This is a genomic window from Rhizobium sp. WYCCWR 11146 (assembly GCF_013591995.1).
Classification (GTDB): Bacteria; Pseudomonadota; Alphaproteobacteria; order Rhizobiales; family Rhizobiaceae; genus Rhizobium; species Rhizobium indicum.
The window spans coordinates 78,205-92,424 of record NZ_JACCEY010000022.1 but is presented as its reverse complement, the minus strand read 5'-3'; the positions used below and the strand labels follow the sequence as shown (position 1 = coordinate 92,424).

15 protein-coding genes are annotated in these 14,220 nt (G+C 59.9%); 14 read left to right on the top strand and 1 reads right to left on the bottom strand.

Going from position 1 to position 14,220, the window contains the following annotated elements; genetic code table 11:
* Window positions 1-6 precede the first annotated feature (6 nt).
* The 6 genes from HX899_RS16530 (at window position 7) to HX899_RS16505 (ending at window position 6,432) form a co-directional block, all read left to right on the top strand.
* Complete coding sequence (locus tag HX899_RS16530) at window positions 7-1,263, top strand: sugar ABC transporter substrate-binding protein (RefSeq protein WP_128459253.1); 1,257 nt, start codon at window positions 7-9, stop codon at window positions 1,261-1,263.
* Window positions 1,260-2,177 carry a carbohydrate ABC transporter permease gene (locus HX899_RS16525; RefSeq protein WP_180195429.1) on the top strand — a complete coding sequence of 306 codons (918 nt, stop codon included), beginning with the start codon at window positions 1,260-1,262 and terminating at the stop codon, window positions 2,175-2,177. Before HX899_RS16530 ends, HX899_RS16525 begins: the two co-directional genes overlap by 4 nt.
* Window positions 2,178-2,200: 23 nt before the next feature.
* Window positions 2,201-3,034, top strand: coding sequence for a carbohydrate ABC transporter permease (locus HX899_RS16520; protein WP_020486869.1), 834 nt, complete (start codon window positions 2,201-2,203; stop codon window positions 3,032-3,034).
* Between the two features lie 11 nt (window positions 3,035-3,045).
* On the top strand, window positions 3,046-3,999 hold the full coding sequence (locus HX899_RS16515; protein ID WP_138333050.1) for an SIS domain-containing protein: 954 nt from the start codon (window positions 3,046-3,048) through the stop codon (window positions 3,997-3,999).
* Window positions 3,996-5,294, top strand: a complete 1,299-nt coding sequence (locus tag HX899_RS16510) for a D-tagatose-bisphosphate aldolase, class II, non-catalytic subunit (RefSeq protein ID WP_180195430.1) — start codon at window positions 3,996-3,998, stop codon at window positions 5,292-5,294. The genes HX899_RS16515 and HX899_RS16510 overlap by 4 nt, the downstream gene beginning before the upstream one ends.
* 67 nt (window positions 5,295-5,361) lie before the next feature.
* Window positions 5,362-6,432, top strand: coding sequence for an ABC transporter ATP-binding protein (locus HX899_RS16505; protein ID WP_138333125.1), 1,071 nt, complete (start codon window positions 5,362-5,364; stop codon window positions 6,430-6,432).
* A 53-nt stretch (window positions 6,433-6,485) separates the two neighbouring features.
* Here HX899_RS16505 and HX899_RS16500 read toward each other — a convergent pair whose 3' ends face one another.
* Window positions 6,486-7,166: a redoxin domain-containing protein gene (locus tag HX899_RS16500; protein WP_138333046.1), complete on the bottom strand. Its 681-nt coding sequence runs from the start codon at window positions 7,164-7,166 to the stop codon at window positions 6,486-6,488.
* Between the two features lie 199 nt (window positions 7,167-7,365).
* Between HX899_RS16500 and HX899_RS16495 the strand changes: the two genes are divergently transcribed.
* The 8 genes from HX899_RS16495 (at window position 7,366) to HX899_RS16460 (ending at window position 14,199) form a co-directional block, all read left to right on the top strand.
* Entirely contained in the window at window positions 7,366-7,533 is a 168-nt protein-coding gene (locus HX899_RS16495; protein WP_171597916.1) for a hypothetical protein, read from the top strand.
* A gap of 24 nt (window positions 7,534-7,557) precedes the next feature.
* A complete protein-coding gene (locus HX899_RS16490) occupies window positions 7,558-8,022 on the top strand; it encodes an NUDIX domain-containing protein (protein WP_180195431.1) in 465 nt (154 codons plus the stop codon).
* A 173-nt stretch (window positions 8,023-8,195) separates the two neighbouring features.
* Window positions 8,196-8,477, top strand: coding sequence for a hypothetical protein (locus tag HX899_RS35670; RefSeq protein WP_020487077.1), 282 nt, complete (start codon window positions 8,196-8,198; stop codon window positions 8,475-8,477).
* A 271-nt stretch (window positions 8,478-8,748) separates the two neighbouring features.
* Window positions 8,749-9,624: a DMT family transporter gene (locus HX899_RS16480; protein WP_181292952.1), complete on the top strand. Its 876-nt coding sequence runs from the start codon at window positions 8,749-8,751 to the stop codon at window positions 9,622-9,624.
* 159 nt (window positions 9,625-9,783) lie between these two features.
* Complete coding sequence (locus HX899_RS16475) at window positions 9,784-10,698, top strand: ABC transporter permease (RefSeq protein WP_129417459.1); 915 nt, start codon at window positions 9,784-9,786, stop codon at window positions 10,696-10,698.
* Between the two features lie 3 nt (window positions 10,699-10,701).
* Window positions 10,702-11,628: an ABC transporter permease gene (locus HX899_RS16470; protein ID WP_171597921.1), complete on the top strand. Its 927-nt coding sequence runs from the start codon at window positions 10,702-10,704 to the stop codon at window positions 11,626-11,628.
* Window positions 11,621-13,255 (top strand): ABC transporter ATP-binding protein, encoded by a 1,635-nt coding sequence (locus HX899_RS16465; RefSeq protein ID WP_181292847.1) that lies wholly within the window; start codon window positions 11,621-11,623, stop codon window positions 13,253-13,255. Before HX899_RS16470 ends, HX899_RS16465 begins: the two co-directional genes overlap by 8 nt.
* Complete coding sequence (locus HX899_RS16460) at window positions 13,252-14,199, top strand: 2-hydroxyacid dehydrogenase (protein ID WP_181292846.1); 948 nt, start codon at window positions 13,252-13,254, stop codon at window positions 14,197-14,199. Before HX899_RS16465 ends, HX899_RS16460 begins: the two co-directional genes overlap by 4 nt.
* The last annotated feature ends 21 nt before the right edge of the window (window positions 14,200-14,220 follow it).

The following is a 14,220-nucleotide window of genomic DNA, read 5'->3' as shown; positions in this document are numbered from 1 at the left end:
GGGAACATGCATAAATTGATCTTGCCTCTACTTGCATCGGCGGCCTTGGCAATCGCCGCACCGGCTCTTGGCCAGGACGCCAAGCCGCTTGCCGGTCAGTCGATCACGGTGCTCATGCCATCGCCGCAGGGACCGAACATCGCCTCTGACTTCGAAGCCGAAACCGGCATTCACGTCGACCTGCAGACCCTGTCGTGGGACGACATCCGCCCGAAGCTGGTGACAGCCTTGGTTGCCGGTACAGCGCCAGCGGATGTGACCGAATTCGATTGGTCCTGGACCGGTCAGTTCAGCGCGGCCGGTTGGTATATGCCGCTCAACGACGTGATCGACGCCGACACGGTGAAGGATATCGGCGTTGCCAAGATCTTCACGGTTGACGGCAAGTTATTGGGAATTCCCTACACCAACGACTTCCGGGTGATGCTCGTCAACAAGAAGCATTTCGCGGATGCAGGTATCACCGAGATGCCGAAAACATTGGACGCCCTGGTCGCTGCAGCCAAGAAGATCAAGGAAAAGGGCATTGTCGAGTATCCGATCGGCCTGCCGGTTTCAGCGACGGAAGGCGCGTCAACGAGCTGGTACTTGCTGACCAAGGCCTTCGGCGGCGAACTCTTCGACAAGGACTTCAATCCGCTGTTCACCTCGCCGGATTCGGCTGGTTACAAGGCGCTTGCTTTCGAGCTGATGCTCCTCAAGGAAGGGCTGGTCGATCCGGCGTCTACCGGCCTGAAGGACAGCCAGATCAATGAGAGCATGTTCGCGCAGGGCATCACCAGCATCATGATCTCCGGTGAGCCTGGTCGTCTTGGCCAGATGAACGATCCCAAGCAGTCGAAAGTCGCCGGCCAGGTAGAGGCGATCCTGGTACCGACGGCAAGCGGTGAAACGCGCAGTTTCGGCCTTCCAGAAGCGCTGGCTATTCCAAATGTCTCTCCCAACAAGGAGGCGGCGATCGCCTTCGTCAAATGGTTTACCAGCAAGGACTTCCAGAAGAAGAATGCCGTGAACGGCTTCCTGCCGACACGCACGTCGGCGCTTTCCGAACTGAACGAGTCCGGAAAGCTGAACAGCGGCGACGCTCTCGTGGCGCAGTCGAAGACGGTTGAGCCGCTGTTCCCGCAGGGCACGCCGCCTTGGTATCCGCAATTTTCCAGCGGTGTAAACACGGCAATCAATAGCGCTGCCAAGGGACAGATGAGCGTCGACCAGGCGATGGAGGCTATTGCTTCCGCCGCCAAGCAGGCAATGGCGCAATGACAGCTTTGGCGTCCGAAGAGGCCACGAGCAAGCGTGGGGTCGGCTTCAACGCCGACGCCACACTCGGCTTGCTGTTGGTGTCGCCCATCGTTCTCACGATGGCAGCTTTGGTCTTCTACCCGATGGGAAGAACCGTCTGGGACAGCCTGCACAGGGTCAACCCCATGCAGGCCGGCACGCCATTCATCGGCCTGGAAAACTACAGCCGAATGCTGTCGGATGGCCAGCTCGCGACGACCTGGAGCAACACGCTCATGTACGTTGTTCTGGCCGTCACCGCCGAAACCGTGTTCGGCGTTCTTGCCGCCGCTCTCATCAATCAGATCAAGGTCGGGCGGCAATGGGTGCTCGCAGCAGTGATCTTGCCCTGGGCGCTGCCCGGCGTTGTGAACTCGGTCATATGGCTTTGGATTTATCAACCGGGCGCGGGTCTGTTGAACGGCATTCTTTCGGCGCTCGGGCTCCCTTTCGAAAATCACGTCTGGTTCAACGATCGCGCCAGCGCCATCGTCGCCGTAACGGTGGTCCACGTCTGGCGCATGATGCCTTTGACGATCGTTATCGTCCTTGCCGCGATGCAGAGCATCCCTGCGCATCTCTACGAGGCTGCGCGGATCGATGGAGCCACGCGCATTCAGATGTTCGGATGGGTAACCCTGCCGCTGGTTCGCAGTGCGATCGCTGTCGCCATGACCAACGCAACCGTGAACGCTTTCAATCTCTTCGACGAGGCCTGGGTTCTGGCGGGTGCCAGCCTCGAGACCCGACCGGTGCTCGTCCAGATCTACCTCGAAACCTTCCAGAACCTCCGCTTCTCGTATGGCATGGCGCTATCGGTCGTGATCACTCTCGTGTCTCTGCTGATTTCGCTCGTCTACGTCCTTCGTGTCTATCGCAACACACGGTTCGACTGATGAGATCCACTATTGCCTATCGAATGATGATTTGGACCGGTGTCGTCGTCCTGTTGATCTGGTCTCTGGGGCCAATCTACTGGACCATCGCGAGTTCGGTTACTCCAAGCGAAGACTTTTCGACCCGACCGATCAACTTCTTTCCGCAGCACTTTACGCTCGATCACTACTCCCGGCTGCTCGGCATCAATATCGCCCGGATCGGGGGTGTGGAGGTGTTCAAACAGTTCCGTGCCGCATTGCTCAATAGCGTGGTGACATCAATCGCCGCTACGCTGCTTTGCGTCGCGATATCCTCTCTTGGGGCTTACGCATTCACCAGGCTCCAGTTTCCCGGCCGCAAAGCGCTTTTTGTCGCTGTCGTCGCGACCCTGGCCATTCCTGCCTACGCTGTCTTGATCCCGCTCTATCAGATCATGATCAAGCTGCATCTCGTCGATACCTATCTGGGCGTCTCGCTGATCTATGTCTCGGCCTTCCTGCCCCTGTCGTTATGGCTGCTGCGGAGCGTGTTCGAAGCTCTTCCGATCGCACTGGAAGAGGCGGCACAACTCGACGGAGCCGGCCGGCTCTACATCTTCTTCAATATCGTCCTGCCGCTGGCCGGACCGGGTCTGACGGCCGCGGCGATCCTCACCTTTCTTGGTGCCTGGGGACAGTATCTCGTGCCGCTCATTTTTTCGCCGCAGGCAACGAAGCCGCTAACGGTTCTGATCCCGGAATTCGTAACGAAGAACTTCATCGACTACGGGCTCATCACAGCGAGCGGCTCGATCGCCATCGTCATCCCCGCCCTCGTCGTCATTTTCCTCAACCGTTACCTCGTCAGCGGCCTGTTGGCTGGTTCAGTCAAATAATCGGAGACTTCATGAACACGACCGAAAAAGTCATTTTCGAGCAATTTCCCTACTGGGAGAAGGCGATCGGCTCGAATTCAGCTGCCGATAGGGCGGAGCTGCTCGTCTTCGTCGGCTGCGGCACGTCCTTCAATCTGGCGCTTGCGCTAGCAGCCTATGCCAATATGGCCGGACGCAAGGCAATCGCGGTGCCCGGTGCCGAATGGCAAAACCGCCCCTCGGCCTTCTGGCCGGAGTGGCGCAACACGCACGTCGTCGCACTTTCCCGGAGCGGTGAGACGACAGAGACAGTCGCCGCAGCAAAGGCAAGCCGCGCCGCCGGCGCCTTCGTGACGGCGATAACCGTCGAACCGGAAAGCTCTCTGGCGAAAAATTGCGATCGGATGGTCGCGGCCGAAACCCATCCGGACGAAGGGATCGTCATGACGGTATCCGCGAGTCTCATGGTCCTTCTCGGTTTGCAGATGATCGGGCAGAAGGTTCCCGCCTCTGTCGTGAATTCCGCCCGCCAGCTGGCGAGCGCTCTCGATGCCGCACTTCCTGGAATTATCGCCGACCGGTCGCACTTCGTCTTTCTCGGTGGAGGCCCCCTCTTCGGTGTCGCCCTGGAGGGAGCGCTCAAGCTCATGGAAATGAGCCAGATCATGACCCAGGCTTTCCATCCGCTGGAATACCGGCATGGGCCGATCAGCCTCGTTGACGGGAAGACGGTTGCGGTCATGCTGTACAGCTCCGACCAACGGGAGGCGGAGACGAAACTGGTGGGAGAACTGAGAGAAAAAGGCGCGGTCGTCATCGGTGTGGGTGGTCCAGGCGATCTGGAACTGGCCGTCGATGTCGATCTGTCGCTTGCGGGTCTCGTTGTCCTTCCGGCGCTGCAGGTCCTCGGCGAACGCGCCGCGCAGGCTCGGCAAATCGACACGGTCTCTCCCCGTCACCTGACGAAGGTTGTAACGCTCGCATGACGTCGATCGAAGAGAACCGGCAGATCGCGCTGCGAAAGCTTTTCGGTGCCCGAAGCCTGCCTTTTCCCCATGGCGTCACTTCGGTCTGCTCGGCGCATCCGCTGGTCATCGAGGCAGCGCTTCGGCGTGCCGGCATGGAGCACCGGGCGGTCCTCATCGAAGCCACCTGCAATCAGGTCAATCAGGAGGGCGGCTATACCGCGATGACGCCGGCGGACTTTCGCAGGTTCATCGAGGACATCGCCGCAGCGACTGACTTTCCAGCCGAACGCATCATCCTCGGAGGCGATCACCTCGGTCCCAACCCCTGGAGAAAGTTGGCGGCCGAGGAGGCAATGCTGCGCGCCGCGGCTATGGTGACGGCCTATGTCGAGGCAGGGTTTGAAAAGATTCACCTGGACACGTCGATGGGCTGTGCCGGTGAACCCACGGCGCTCGATGACGAATTGACCGCGGCGCGGGCCGCTCGATTGGCAAAGGCCGCTGAAGAGGCCGCTCTTCGTTCAGGCCGCCGTCCGCCGGTCTATATCATCGGAACCGAGGTGCCGCCTCCAGGTGGTGCAACGCACGCACTCGAAGAAATCGAAATTACCCGGGCCGATGCGGCGATGAAAACGCTGGCGGTTCACCGGGCGTCGTTTGCCGAAGCAGGTTTGGCGTCGGCAATGGAGCGGGTCATTGGGATCGTGGTTCAGCCGGGCGTGGAATTTGGTAACACGGACGTGGCGCTCTACAAGCCTGAACGGGCCAAGAGCCTCATTCGTTCGCTGGACGACATGCCCGGCTTGGTTTTCGAAGCACATTCCACCGACTACCAACCGGCCGAAGCCTTGTCTGCTCTCGTTGACGGCGGCTTTGCAATCCTCAAGGTCGGACCAGGGCTGACTTTCGCGCTGCGCGAAGCGCTGTACGGTCTCGATGCGATCGCTGACGTGCTTGCCGGGAAGACGCCACGAACCGGACTGGTGGCGACCATGGAAAAAATCATGGTCGAACAACCGGCAAGCTGGGCGGGCCACTATGGCGGCAGTCCCGATGAGGAGCGACTGCAACGGCATTTCAGCTATAGTGATCGAATTCGCTATTACTGGCCGGATCCTCGCGCATCCGCCGCGGTCGGCGAATTGTTCAGCCGGCTCCCCGATGAAATCCCCGAAACTCTGATCAGCCAATATCTCGGCCGACTATATTCCGACGTGGTGTCAAAGCGGGTCGCTCCGAAGGCCCGCGAACTCTGCCTTGCTGCGATCGACGCGGCATTGGCGCCTTATTCAGCCGCCACGGCAATCCGATAAGCAATCGACAGCCGTGTCAGACGAGCGGCTGCGTCCCGAAGATATCAACATTCAGCCGGAGAAAGTTATGGCGTCAGTAAGTGTGGCGAATGCCCGCAAGAGCTACGGTCACTTCGAAGTTCTGCATGGGGTGGATATTGATATCCAAGATGGCGAATTCGTGATCCTGGTCGGTCCGTCCGGGTGCGGGAAGTCGACATTGTTGCGAATGATCGCCGGCCTCGAAGAGATTTCAGCTGGCCGGATATCGATCGGCAGCAAGGTCGTGAACAATGTCGCGCCAAAAGAACGCGATATTGCGATGGTTTTCCAGTCCTATGCGCTCTACCCCCATCTGACAGTCGAGGCGAATATGGGTTTTTCGCTCAAGCTGGCGAAAGCACCCAAGGAACAGACCAGGCAACGTGTTCGAGAGGCCGCTGAAATTCTGGGGCTCGAGCATCTGCTCGATAGATATCCGAAAAATCTGTCGGGTGGCCAACGCCAACGTGTGGCGATGGGCCGTGCCATCGTCAGAAATCCGCAGGTCTTCCTGTTTGACGAACCATTGTCGAACCTAGACGCAAAGCTGCGTGTCCAGATGCGTTCGGAAATCAAGCAACTGCATCAGCGACTGAAGACAACGACCATTTACGTCACCCACGACCAGATCGAGGCCATGACGATGGCCGATCGGATTGTTGTGATGCGGGACGGCTTCGTCGAGCAGATAGGCTCGCCGCTCGATCTCTACGACCGGCCGGCAAACCTTTTCGTGGCGGGCTTCATCGGTTCGCCGGCGATGAACCTTATTCGAGGCCAGGTCAGCACTTCGGGGCCGCTGGAGTTGATCGCGGACGGCGGAGGCAGGTTGCCGCTGCCGGAAGCAGCGTCACTGGAACGCGGCGCGCAGCTTATCTACGGCATTCGCCCTGAACATCTCGCAATCGGACAAGGCCCTGTTGCCGCTGAGGTCGTTCTCGTCGAGCCTACCGGTGCTGAGATCCAGATAACCACGAAGTTTGGCGCCGATCACCTCGTTGCAACGGTAAGAGAGCGCCTTGATCTCCGCGCCGGCGACCAGATCGTCATTACCCCGGATCTCAGTAAACTGCATCTGTTCGACGCAAAAACCGAAAAACGGTTAAGGTCCGTGTAACGTGCCAATTTTTCCGGACAGTTCGCCAACGCTGGCAGATGGTTCGCTGCAGGTCAGCGTCCAAGGCTGCCAGCGGCGGCGATGATCTCCGCCGCGGTCGGGAAGATGGAGAGGCTGTTCGGTCCGTCGAGCGCCTCGATTTGTGCCCAGCCGATGGTGCCGTTCGCATTGACCAGGAAGTGCCCGACGAGCTGGGTAGCGTGGTTCGCGAAGATCGCATTATCGACTTCGTCAAGCTCGAAGCCGTCCTTGGCGTTGAGTACGGTGTTGGCTTCCATCGGGTGCAGCGGTTCCGGCAGCTCGCCCGTGGGGTTGATGCGTGCCGCCTGGAATTGCGCCATCGTTGCGCCATAGGGCCATTCGGGCTGCTCGCAGCTTCCTTCGGGCAGGAACTCGCCATGCGGCACACCGTAGGCCCGGTGCGTGCGGCAATCCGGGTCACACAGAAGCGTTATCGGCGTCGGCCGGTGGCGGAAATACAGGCGGGCACGTTCCACCGGCGTGTTGATCACGGCAACAGTCTCCACCCCGGCGGAGCGCAGGGTCGGCTGTACGCCGGCAAGCTGCTCTAGCTGGCGCCGGCAGAACGGGCAGTGCAGCCCGCGAAAGAACCCGATCACGAACGGGCGACCGCTCAAGTCGGCGAAAGAGACCGTTCCGTCGAAGTTGGCCGTGGCCAGTGCGAAGGCCGGGGCGGTTTCTCCTGGTTGCAGCGGGCGCTTCTGGTCTCCCATGGAACAATTCCTTTGTCGTATCGTCTAGGTAGACGACCGAAATTTAACTATACCACTTGTCGCAAGAAGGCCCAGCGTTCGATGTTGAGATCGCCAAATGTGGTTCGGAATGCCATTTGCCGCTCCGACCGGCGTCGAGAGCTTGCCGGTATCGATCGCCGCTCCTATCTTATTTAGAATAGACTGATGGAGCAACGAGATGGCGGAACTTGTGGCCGACACTCTAATCGACACGACGATCGAGATCATTCCACCGGAAGACACGAAGGAACAACCCGATAGTCGTGCTTGCCTTTGCTGTAAGCGCCGGCGTCAGTGGATGGACGATGACGGCTGCGGCATCTGTGAGGAATGCCTGGCCTCGTGATCGACACAACAAGGGCACAAGGCGATGGCAATCCGTAGCGCCGGACTTCTGCTATACCGGCGTGTTTCCAGGGACATCGAAGTGCTTCTCGTCCATCCGGGCGGCCCTTTCTGGGCCAGGAAAGACGAGGCTGCGTGGTCGATCCCGAAGGGGTTGATCGAACCTGGAGAAGATGAGCTCGCGGCGGCAATAAGGGAAACTGCCGAAGAGCTGGGTGTAGCAGTCGATGGCAGGTTCACGCCGTTGGGCGAATACCGACAACCTGGCGGAAAGATGGTTGTTGCGTGGTCGATCGAAGCCGATCCGGTACTGGACGTGAATTCGATACAGAGTTCCGAATTTGAAATGGAATGGCCACCACGGTCGGGCCAGGTAAAGAGCTTTCCGGAAGTCGATCGCGCGGGGTGGTTTTCCCCGCCCAACGCAGCCATAAAGCTGTTGAAAGGGCAGCGGCCGATGATTGCCGACCTCCTGACGCATCTGGAATGATCGGCCCGAAATTATTGATTGAGCCGTCCGATCTCGCTTCACTCATGCGTCAGGTGCGCGGCAGCCATGAGTTGCTTCTGAAAACAGCCATCCTATCTGACAGTCACCGCCACGTCACTGAAATCGAGAAAACGGAGCTGCGATCCGCCTTGAGCACACGCGAGGAGACAATTATGAACGGCATTTCCAAAACCCTGAACGACATGACGCTCGTCGAACGCTCGAGCCTGCTCGACACCGTCGCCGACGCCTTGGAAGCAACGGCCGAGGAGGCTGAAGGTGAGGGCGACGCCCGCTTCGTCGCCAACTCCATCTGCGTCGCCAATACGATTCGCGGTCTATCCGGAGACCTGACGCCACGCGATCTGCAGGCGGCCGAGTTGCTCCTTGAGCAGGGGATCATGCTCGTCCACCAGTTCTCGAACCGGGCGAAAACGAACGGAGTGATCCACTAGCGGGGGCGAGGGCGGCCCTGTAGGCAATGCGCTCTGTCCGTGTGGACGGCGGCTGATGGATTGAGATAAAGCCGTTAATCCGCGCCGGAGATAACGGATGCTGCCGGCCCCTGGTGAGAACGAGTGGTCTCAGCCGCGGCAAACCGTGGGAGCGGGAGATAAGCAGACACGCCAGGAAGGCTTTATTTCCAATGGATTGCCGGTTCAACGCGCAGCTGTATCGAATGGTCGATATAGCAGGGTTCACCCTTGTTCGATCAGGAGAAGTGTGATGCAGCCTGGTCGCACAGGCCTTGCCGTCTGCTTAATGGTGGCCGCCGCTTTTTTAAATAGTCTCGACGCAGTCATTGTGCGTTTGCTGGCCGGTGACGTGCATCCATTGATGATCGGCTTTTTCCGGTCGTTTTTCGGACTTCTTGTCGTCACGCCCTGGATCGTGTCACGGGTCGACCTGAAAGCCTCTCCCTATCGTGTCCTGCATGTCGTGCGTGCGGGTCTGAAGCTTGCCTCACTGGTTGCTTTGTTCGTCGCCTTTGCGCACGCGCCACTCGCCGATGCGACGGCGATCAATTTCACCATGCCCATGTTTCTCGTTCTCGGTGCGTGGCTGGTGCTCAAGGAACATGTCGGCATCTCCAGCTTGGCCGGCATTGTCGCAGGTTTTATCGGCGTCATGATCATCATTCGCCCTGGAGCGTCCGGTTTCGACCAATGGCTGCTTTTTGCGCTGGCAGGAGCGGTCTTGACGGCAGCCAGCCAATTGATGCTGCGGCGCATGGCATTGAGGGATAGCGCCGACCGGCTGGTTGCATGGAATCTGATAGCGACGGTGCCGCTTGGCCTGATCGTCATGCTGCCGGTCTGGTCAATGCCGACCTGGAGCCAACTCGGACTGCTTGCCATGCAAGGGGCACTCGGCGCACTCAACATGACGCTGATCACACGCGCCTTCGGTATGGCGGCCGCAAGCGTTCTGGCACCGCTCGACTTTCTCCGACTGCCCGTCGTGGCCCTCATGGCCTTCTCATTTTTCGCGGAAGTTCCGGCCGCACAGACTTGGATCGGCGCGGCGGTGATTATCGGCGCGGCCATTATTGGAACCCGCGGCATGACATGGCGACGCAAGCCGCCGGTTGATAAGCCCTGATCATTTTTGGGGTTCACAAAAATTTTAGATGCACTAATATTTCAGTTGTAGCGACTGGTCGTCGAGCCGTGCCTATTGCCGGAGGGGTATGACAGGCAGCGTAGACGAAGACGAAACCGGACATCACGGCCCCTATGGGGTTCACTCGGGAGGAGTGGCATGAAGAGTTTCATCGGCAAGCGCGCGATCGCCAGTGGCGTATCACTCGTGGTGCTTATCGTCATCGTGTTCTTCCTTTCCCGGCTGACGGGCGATCCGACCGACCTCTATCTGCCGATCGATGCGACCACGGAAATGCGCCAGCAATTCCGTGAGATGAACGGTTTCAACGATCCGTTGATCATCCAGTTCGGCCGTTATGTCTCGGATCTTGCCCAAGGCAATTTCGGTCAGTCACTGCGACAGGCCCGTCCGGCCATGAATGTCGTGCTGGAGGCCTTCGTCTGGACCTTCTGGCTGGCTGCCATCACCATGGCGCTGGTCACGGTCGCCGCGATCGTCATCGGTTCTCTGGCGGCCTTTCGTGTCGGCGGCGTCTTCGACCGTCTTGCCACTTTCTTCTCGCTGATCGGCGCTGCGGCGCCGGATTTCTGGCTGGCCATCGTGGCGATCGTCATTTTCGCCGTCAAACTGCATGTCCTGCCGACATCGGGAACGGGAACTTTCTGGCACTGGGTCCTGCCGGTCAGCGTGCTGTTCATCCGGCCTTTCGGCCTGATCCTGCAGGTGGTCCGCGGCTCGATGATCAGTGTTCTGTCTTCCGCCTATGTGAAGACGGCCCGCGCCAAGGGGGTCCGCTCGAACTCGATCATCTTCATTCATGGACTGCGCAACGCCATGCTGCCGGTGATCACAGTCATCGGCGACCAGGCGGCAGCCATCTTGAACGGCGCCGTTGTCGTCGAGACGGTGTTTGGTTTTCCGGGCATCGGCAAGCTGATGATCGATTCCATTTTGCTTCGCGATTTCGCCGTCGTGCTGGCCGTCATCATGGTCTCGGCACTCGCGATCTTCATCATGAACCTGTTGATCGACATCGCCTATGCGCTGCTCGATCCGCGCATCCGGTATTGAGCGATGACGATGGCCGACACACAAATCCTCGCCGAGAAAAAACCAAACAGCCCGATCGGGCGCTGGCTGACGATGCTGTGGGCGGACAAGCTCGCTTTTTTCGCGGCTCTGTTCCTTTTGATCGTTCTGCTCTGCGCGCTGTTTGGCCCGTTCCTGCTGGAGGCCATCGCCACCAAGCAGAACCTGCGGGGCCGGAACGCGCCGCCGTTCGATATCACCCGCGGATTGCTCTATGTCCTCGGCGCCGATGCGCTGGGCAGGCCGCTTCTTGCCCGCGTCATCGTGGCGGCGCAAAATACCATCCTGGTTGCCGCGGCAGCCGTGCTCGCATCATCCGTCGTCGGTACGGCGCTCGGTCTGGTGGCGGGTTACAGCCGCTCCTCCGCGGCTCAATGGATCATGCGCCTCGGCGACGTCATCATGTCCTTTCCGTCGCTGCTTCTGGCGGTGATCGTGCTCTACATGCTCGAGCCCTCGGTCACCAATATCGTCCTCGTCCTGGCGATCACCCGCATTCCCATCTATCTGCGCACCACGCGCGCCGAAGTGCTGGAAGTGCGCGAGCGGATGTTCGTGCAGGCGGCGAAGGTCATGGGAGCATCGTACTGGCGCATTATCTTCCATCACATCCTGCCGGTGATCTTCCCCACGCTGGTGACCATCGCGACGCTGGATTTCGCCTTCGTCATGCTGGCGGAATCCTCCCTGTCATTCCTTGGGATCGGCATTCAGGCGCCTGAGATCACCTGGGGTCTTATGGTTGCTCAAGGACGACCCTATCTCACCAATGCCTGGTGGCTTTCCTTCTGGCCGGGCCTTGCAATCATTCTAACGACGCTGTCGCTGAACCTTCTGTCGAATTGGCTGCGTATCGCACTCGATCCGACGCAACGCTGGCGCCTTGAAATGAGGGGCAGGAAAAATGGCTGAACATCTTTTGGAAGTGCGTGACCTCTCGGTCGAGTTCCACACCGCCAGCGGGACCGTCAAGGCGGTGCAGGATGTCAGCTGGCATCTCGATCGCGGCGAGACGCTGGCGATCCTTGGGGAAAGCGGTTCGGGCAAGTCCGTGTCGGCCTCGGCGATCATGAACCTGATCGACATGCCACCCGGCAAGATCACCCGCGGCACCATTCTCCTCAACGGCCGCGACATGCTGAAAATGACGACCGAGGAGCGGCGCGCGATCAACGGCGCCAAGATCGCCATGATCTTTCAGGACCCGCTCGCCCACCTCAATCCGGTCTATCCGGTCGGCTGGCAAATCACCGAGATGATGACGACGCACGGCCAGTCGGCGGAACGCGCCGGCGCGAGGGCGCTCGAATTGATCGGGCGCGTCGGCATAAGCGATCCGCAGGCGGCGATGCGAAAATATCCGTTCCAGTTCTCCGGCGGCCAGCGGCAGCGCCTGATGATCGCCATGGCGATCGCCTGCAAGCCCGATATCCTGATCGCGGATGAACCCACCACCGCGCTTGATGTTACCGTGCAGGCGCAGGTGCTCGAACTTCTGCAGGAGTTGCAGCAGGAAACCGGCATGGGCCTGTTGCTGATCACCCATGATTTGGGCGTCGTTGCCGAGATCGCCGACCGGGTCGTGGTGATGAATTCCGGCTGCGTCGTCGAAACCGGCAATGCGGCCGAAGTCTATCGCAACCCGCAGAACGCCTATACGAAAAAGCTGATAGCCGCCGCACCCGGGAAGGGTGCGATGGCGCAAGAGCGTGACCGGCAGGGCGAACCGCTGCTGCGCGCCATCGGCTTGAAAAAGAGTTTTGGCGCATTTCAGGCGTTGAAGGGCGTGGATTTCGTCATCATGCCCGGCGAGACGGTTGCCGTTGTCGGCGAGAGCGGTTCTGGTAAGTCAACCCTTGCCCGGGCGATCGTTCGGCTCGATGATCCGCAGGAGGGCCAGGTTCTCTATCGCGGCAGCGATCTGCTTGCGATGACCCCGAGAGAAATATTCGGGCTGCGTCGCGATTTACAGATGGTTTTTCAGGATCCGACCCAGTCACTGAACCCGCGGATGAGCGTGTTCCGGTTGATTTCCGAGGCCTGGGTCATCCACCCGGATATCCTGCCGAAAGCGAGATGGAAGGAGAGAGTGGCCGAGTTGCTGGTCAAGGTCGGCCTGAAACCGGATATGGCCGATCGGTATCCACATCAGTTTTCCGGCGGCCAGCGCCAGCGCATCGCGATTGCCCGGGCGCTGGCGATGGAGCCGAAACTGATCATCTGCGACGAGGCGGTTTCCGCACTCGACGTGTCGATCCAGGCACAGGTGATCGCCTTGCTTGAGGGCCTGCGTCGCGAATTCGGCCTGTCCTACCTCTTCATCGCACACGACCTGCCGGTGGTTCGCGATTTCGCCGATCGCGTCATCGTCATGAAGGCCGGCGAGATTGTCGAGGAGGGGCCGGTGGAACAGATCTTCAACGCGCCCTCCCACCCCTACACGCAGGCGCTTCTTGCCGCGAGCCTCGATCCCGATCCGGAAATCCAGGCCACCCGACGCGCCGCCCGCCAACTACAGGAAGGACTCGTTTCCGCATGAAGCCCGATGTCATCGTCGCCTATCCGCTCCGGCCCCATCAAATGGCAATGCTGGAGGAGACCTACACGCTTCACCGCCTTGATCTTGTCAAAGGCGAAGAGCGGGATGCTCTTTTGCAGCAAGCCGGCCCGATCTCTTCCGCACTGGTCTGCAACGGCCATGTGACGATCGACGAAGCCCTGCTTTCAAAATTGCCGGCATTAAAGCTCGCCGCCTGTTCCTCGGCTGGCTACGACCAGATGGATGTCGAGGCGATGACACGGCGCGGCATCAAGCTCACCAACACATCGGAGGTGCTGTGCGACGACGTTGCCGACATGGCACTGCTTCTGATGTTGGCGGCACGCCGGCGCCTGCCGGAAGGCGATCGCTATGTGCGCTCCGGCGATTGGGGGCGGAAGGGCATGATGCCGCTGACGACATCGACGTCGGGCAAGAAGGCTGGGATCGTCGGCCTCGGCCGCATAGGGATGGCGATTGCCAAGCGATGCGAAGCTGTCGGGCTGACGGTCGGCTATTATGGAAGGACGAAGAAAGCCGGCAACGATTTTACCTATTTCGACACGCCGGTCAAACTGGCGGACTGGGCCGATATCCTGATCGTCGCGACCCCTGGCGGGCCCTCGACCGAAGGGTTGATTTCGGCAGACGTGCTGAATGCGCTCGGACCGACGGGCAGCTTCATCAACATTGCCCGCGGCACCGTGGTCGACGAGCCGGCCTTGATCAAGGCCTTGCAGGAAAGGCGGATCGCCTCGGCCGGCATCGATGTCTACCTCAACGAACCCAATCCCGATCCGCGCTTCGCAGCGCTCGACAACGTCGTGCTCTATCCCCATCATGCCAGCGGTACCGAGGAAACGCGCGACAGGATGGCGCAATTGACGGTCGACAACCTTGCCGCCTTCTTCGCAGGCAGGCCGCTGCTGACGCCGGTCAATTGACCCCGACTGAAACCCGCGACG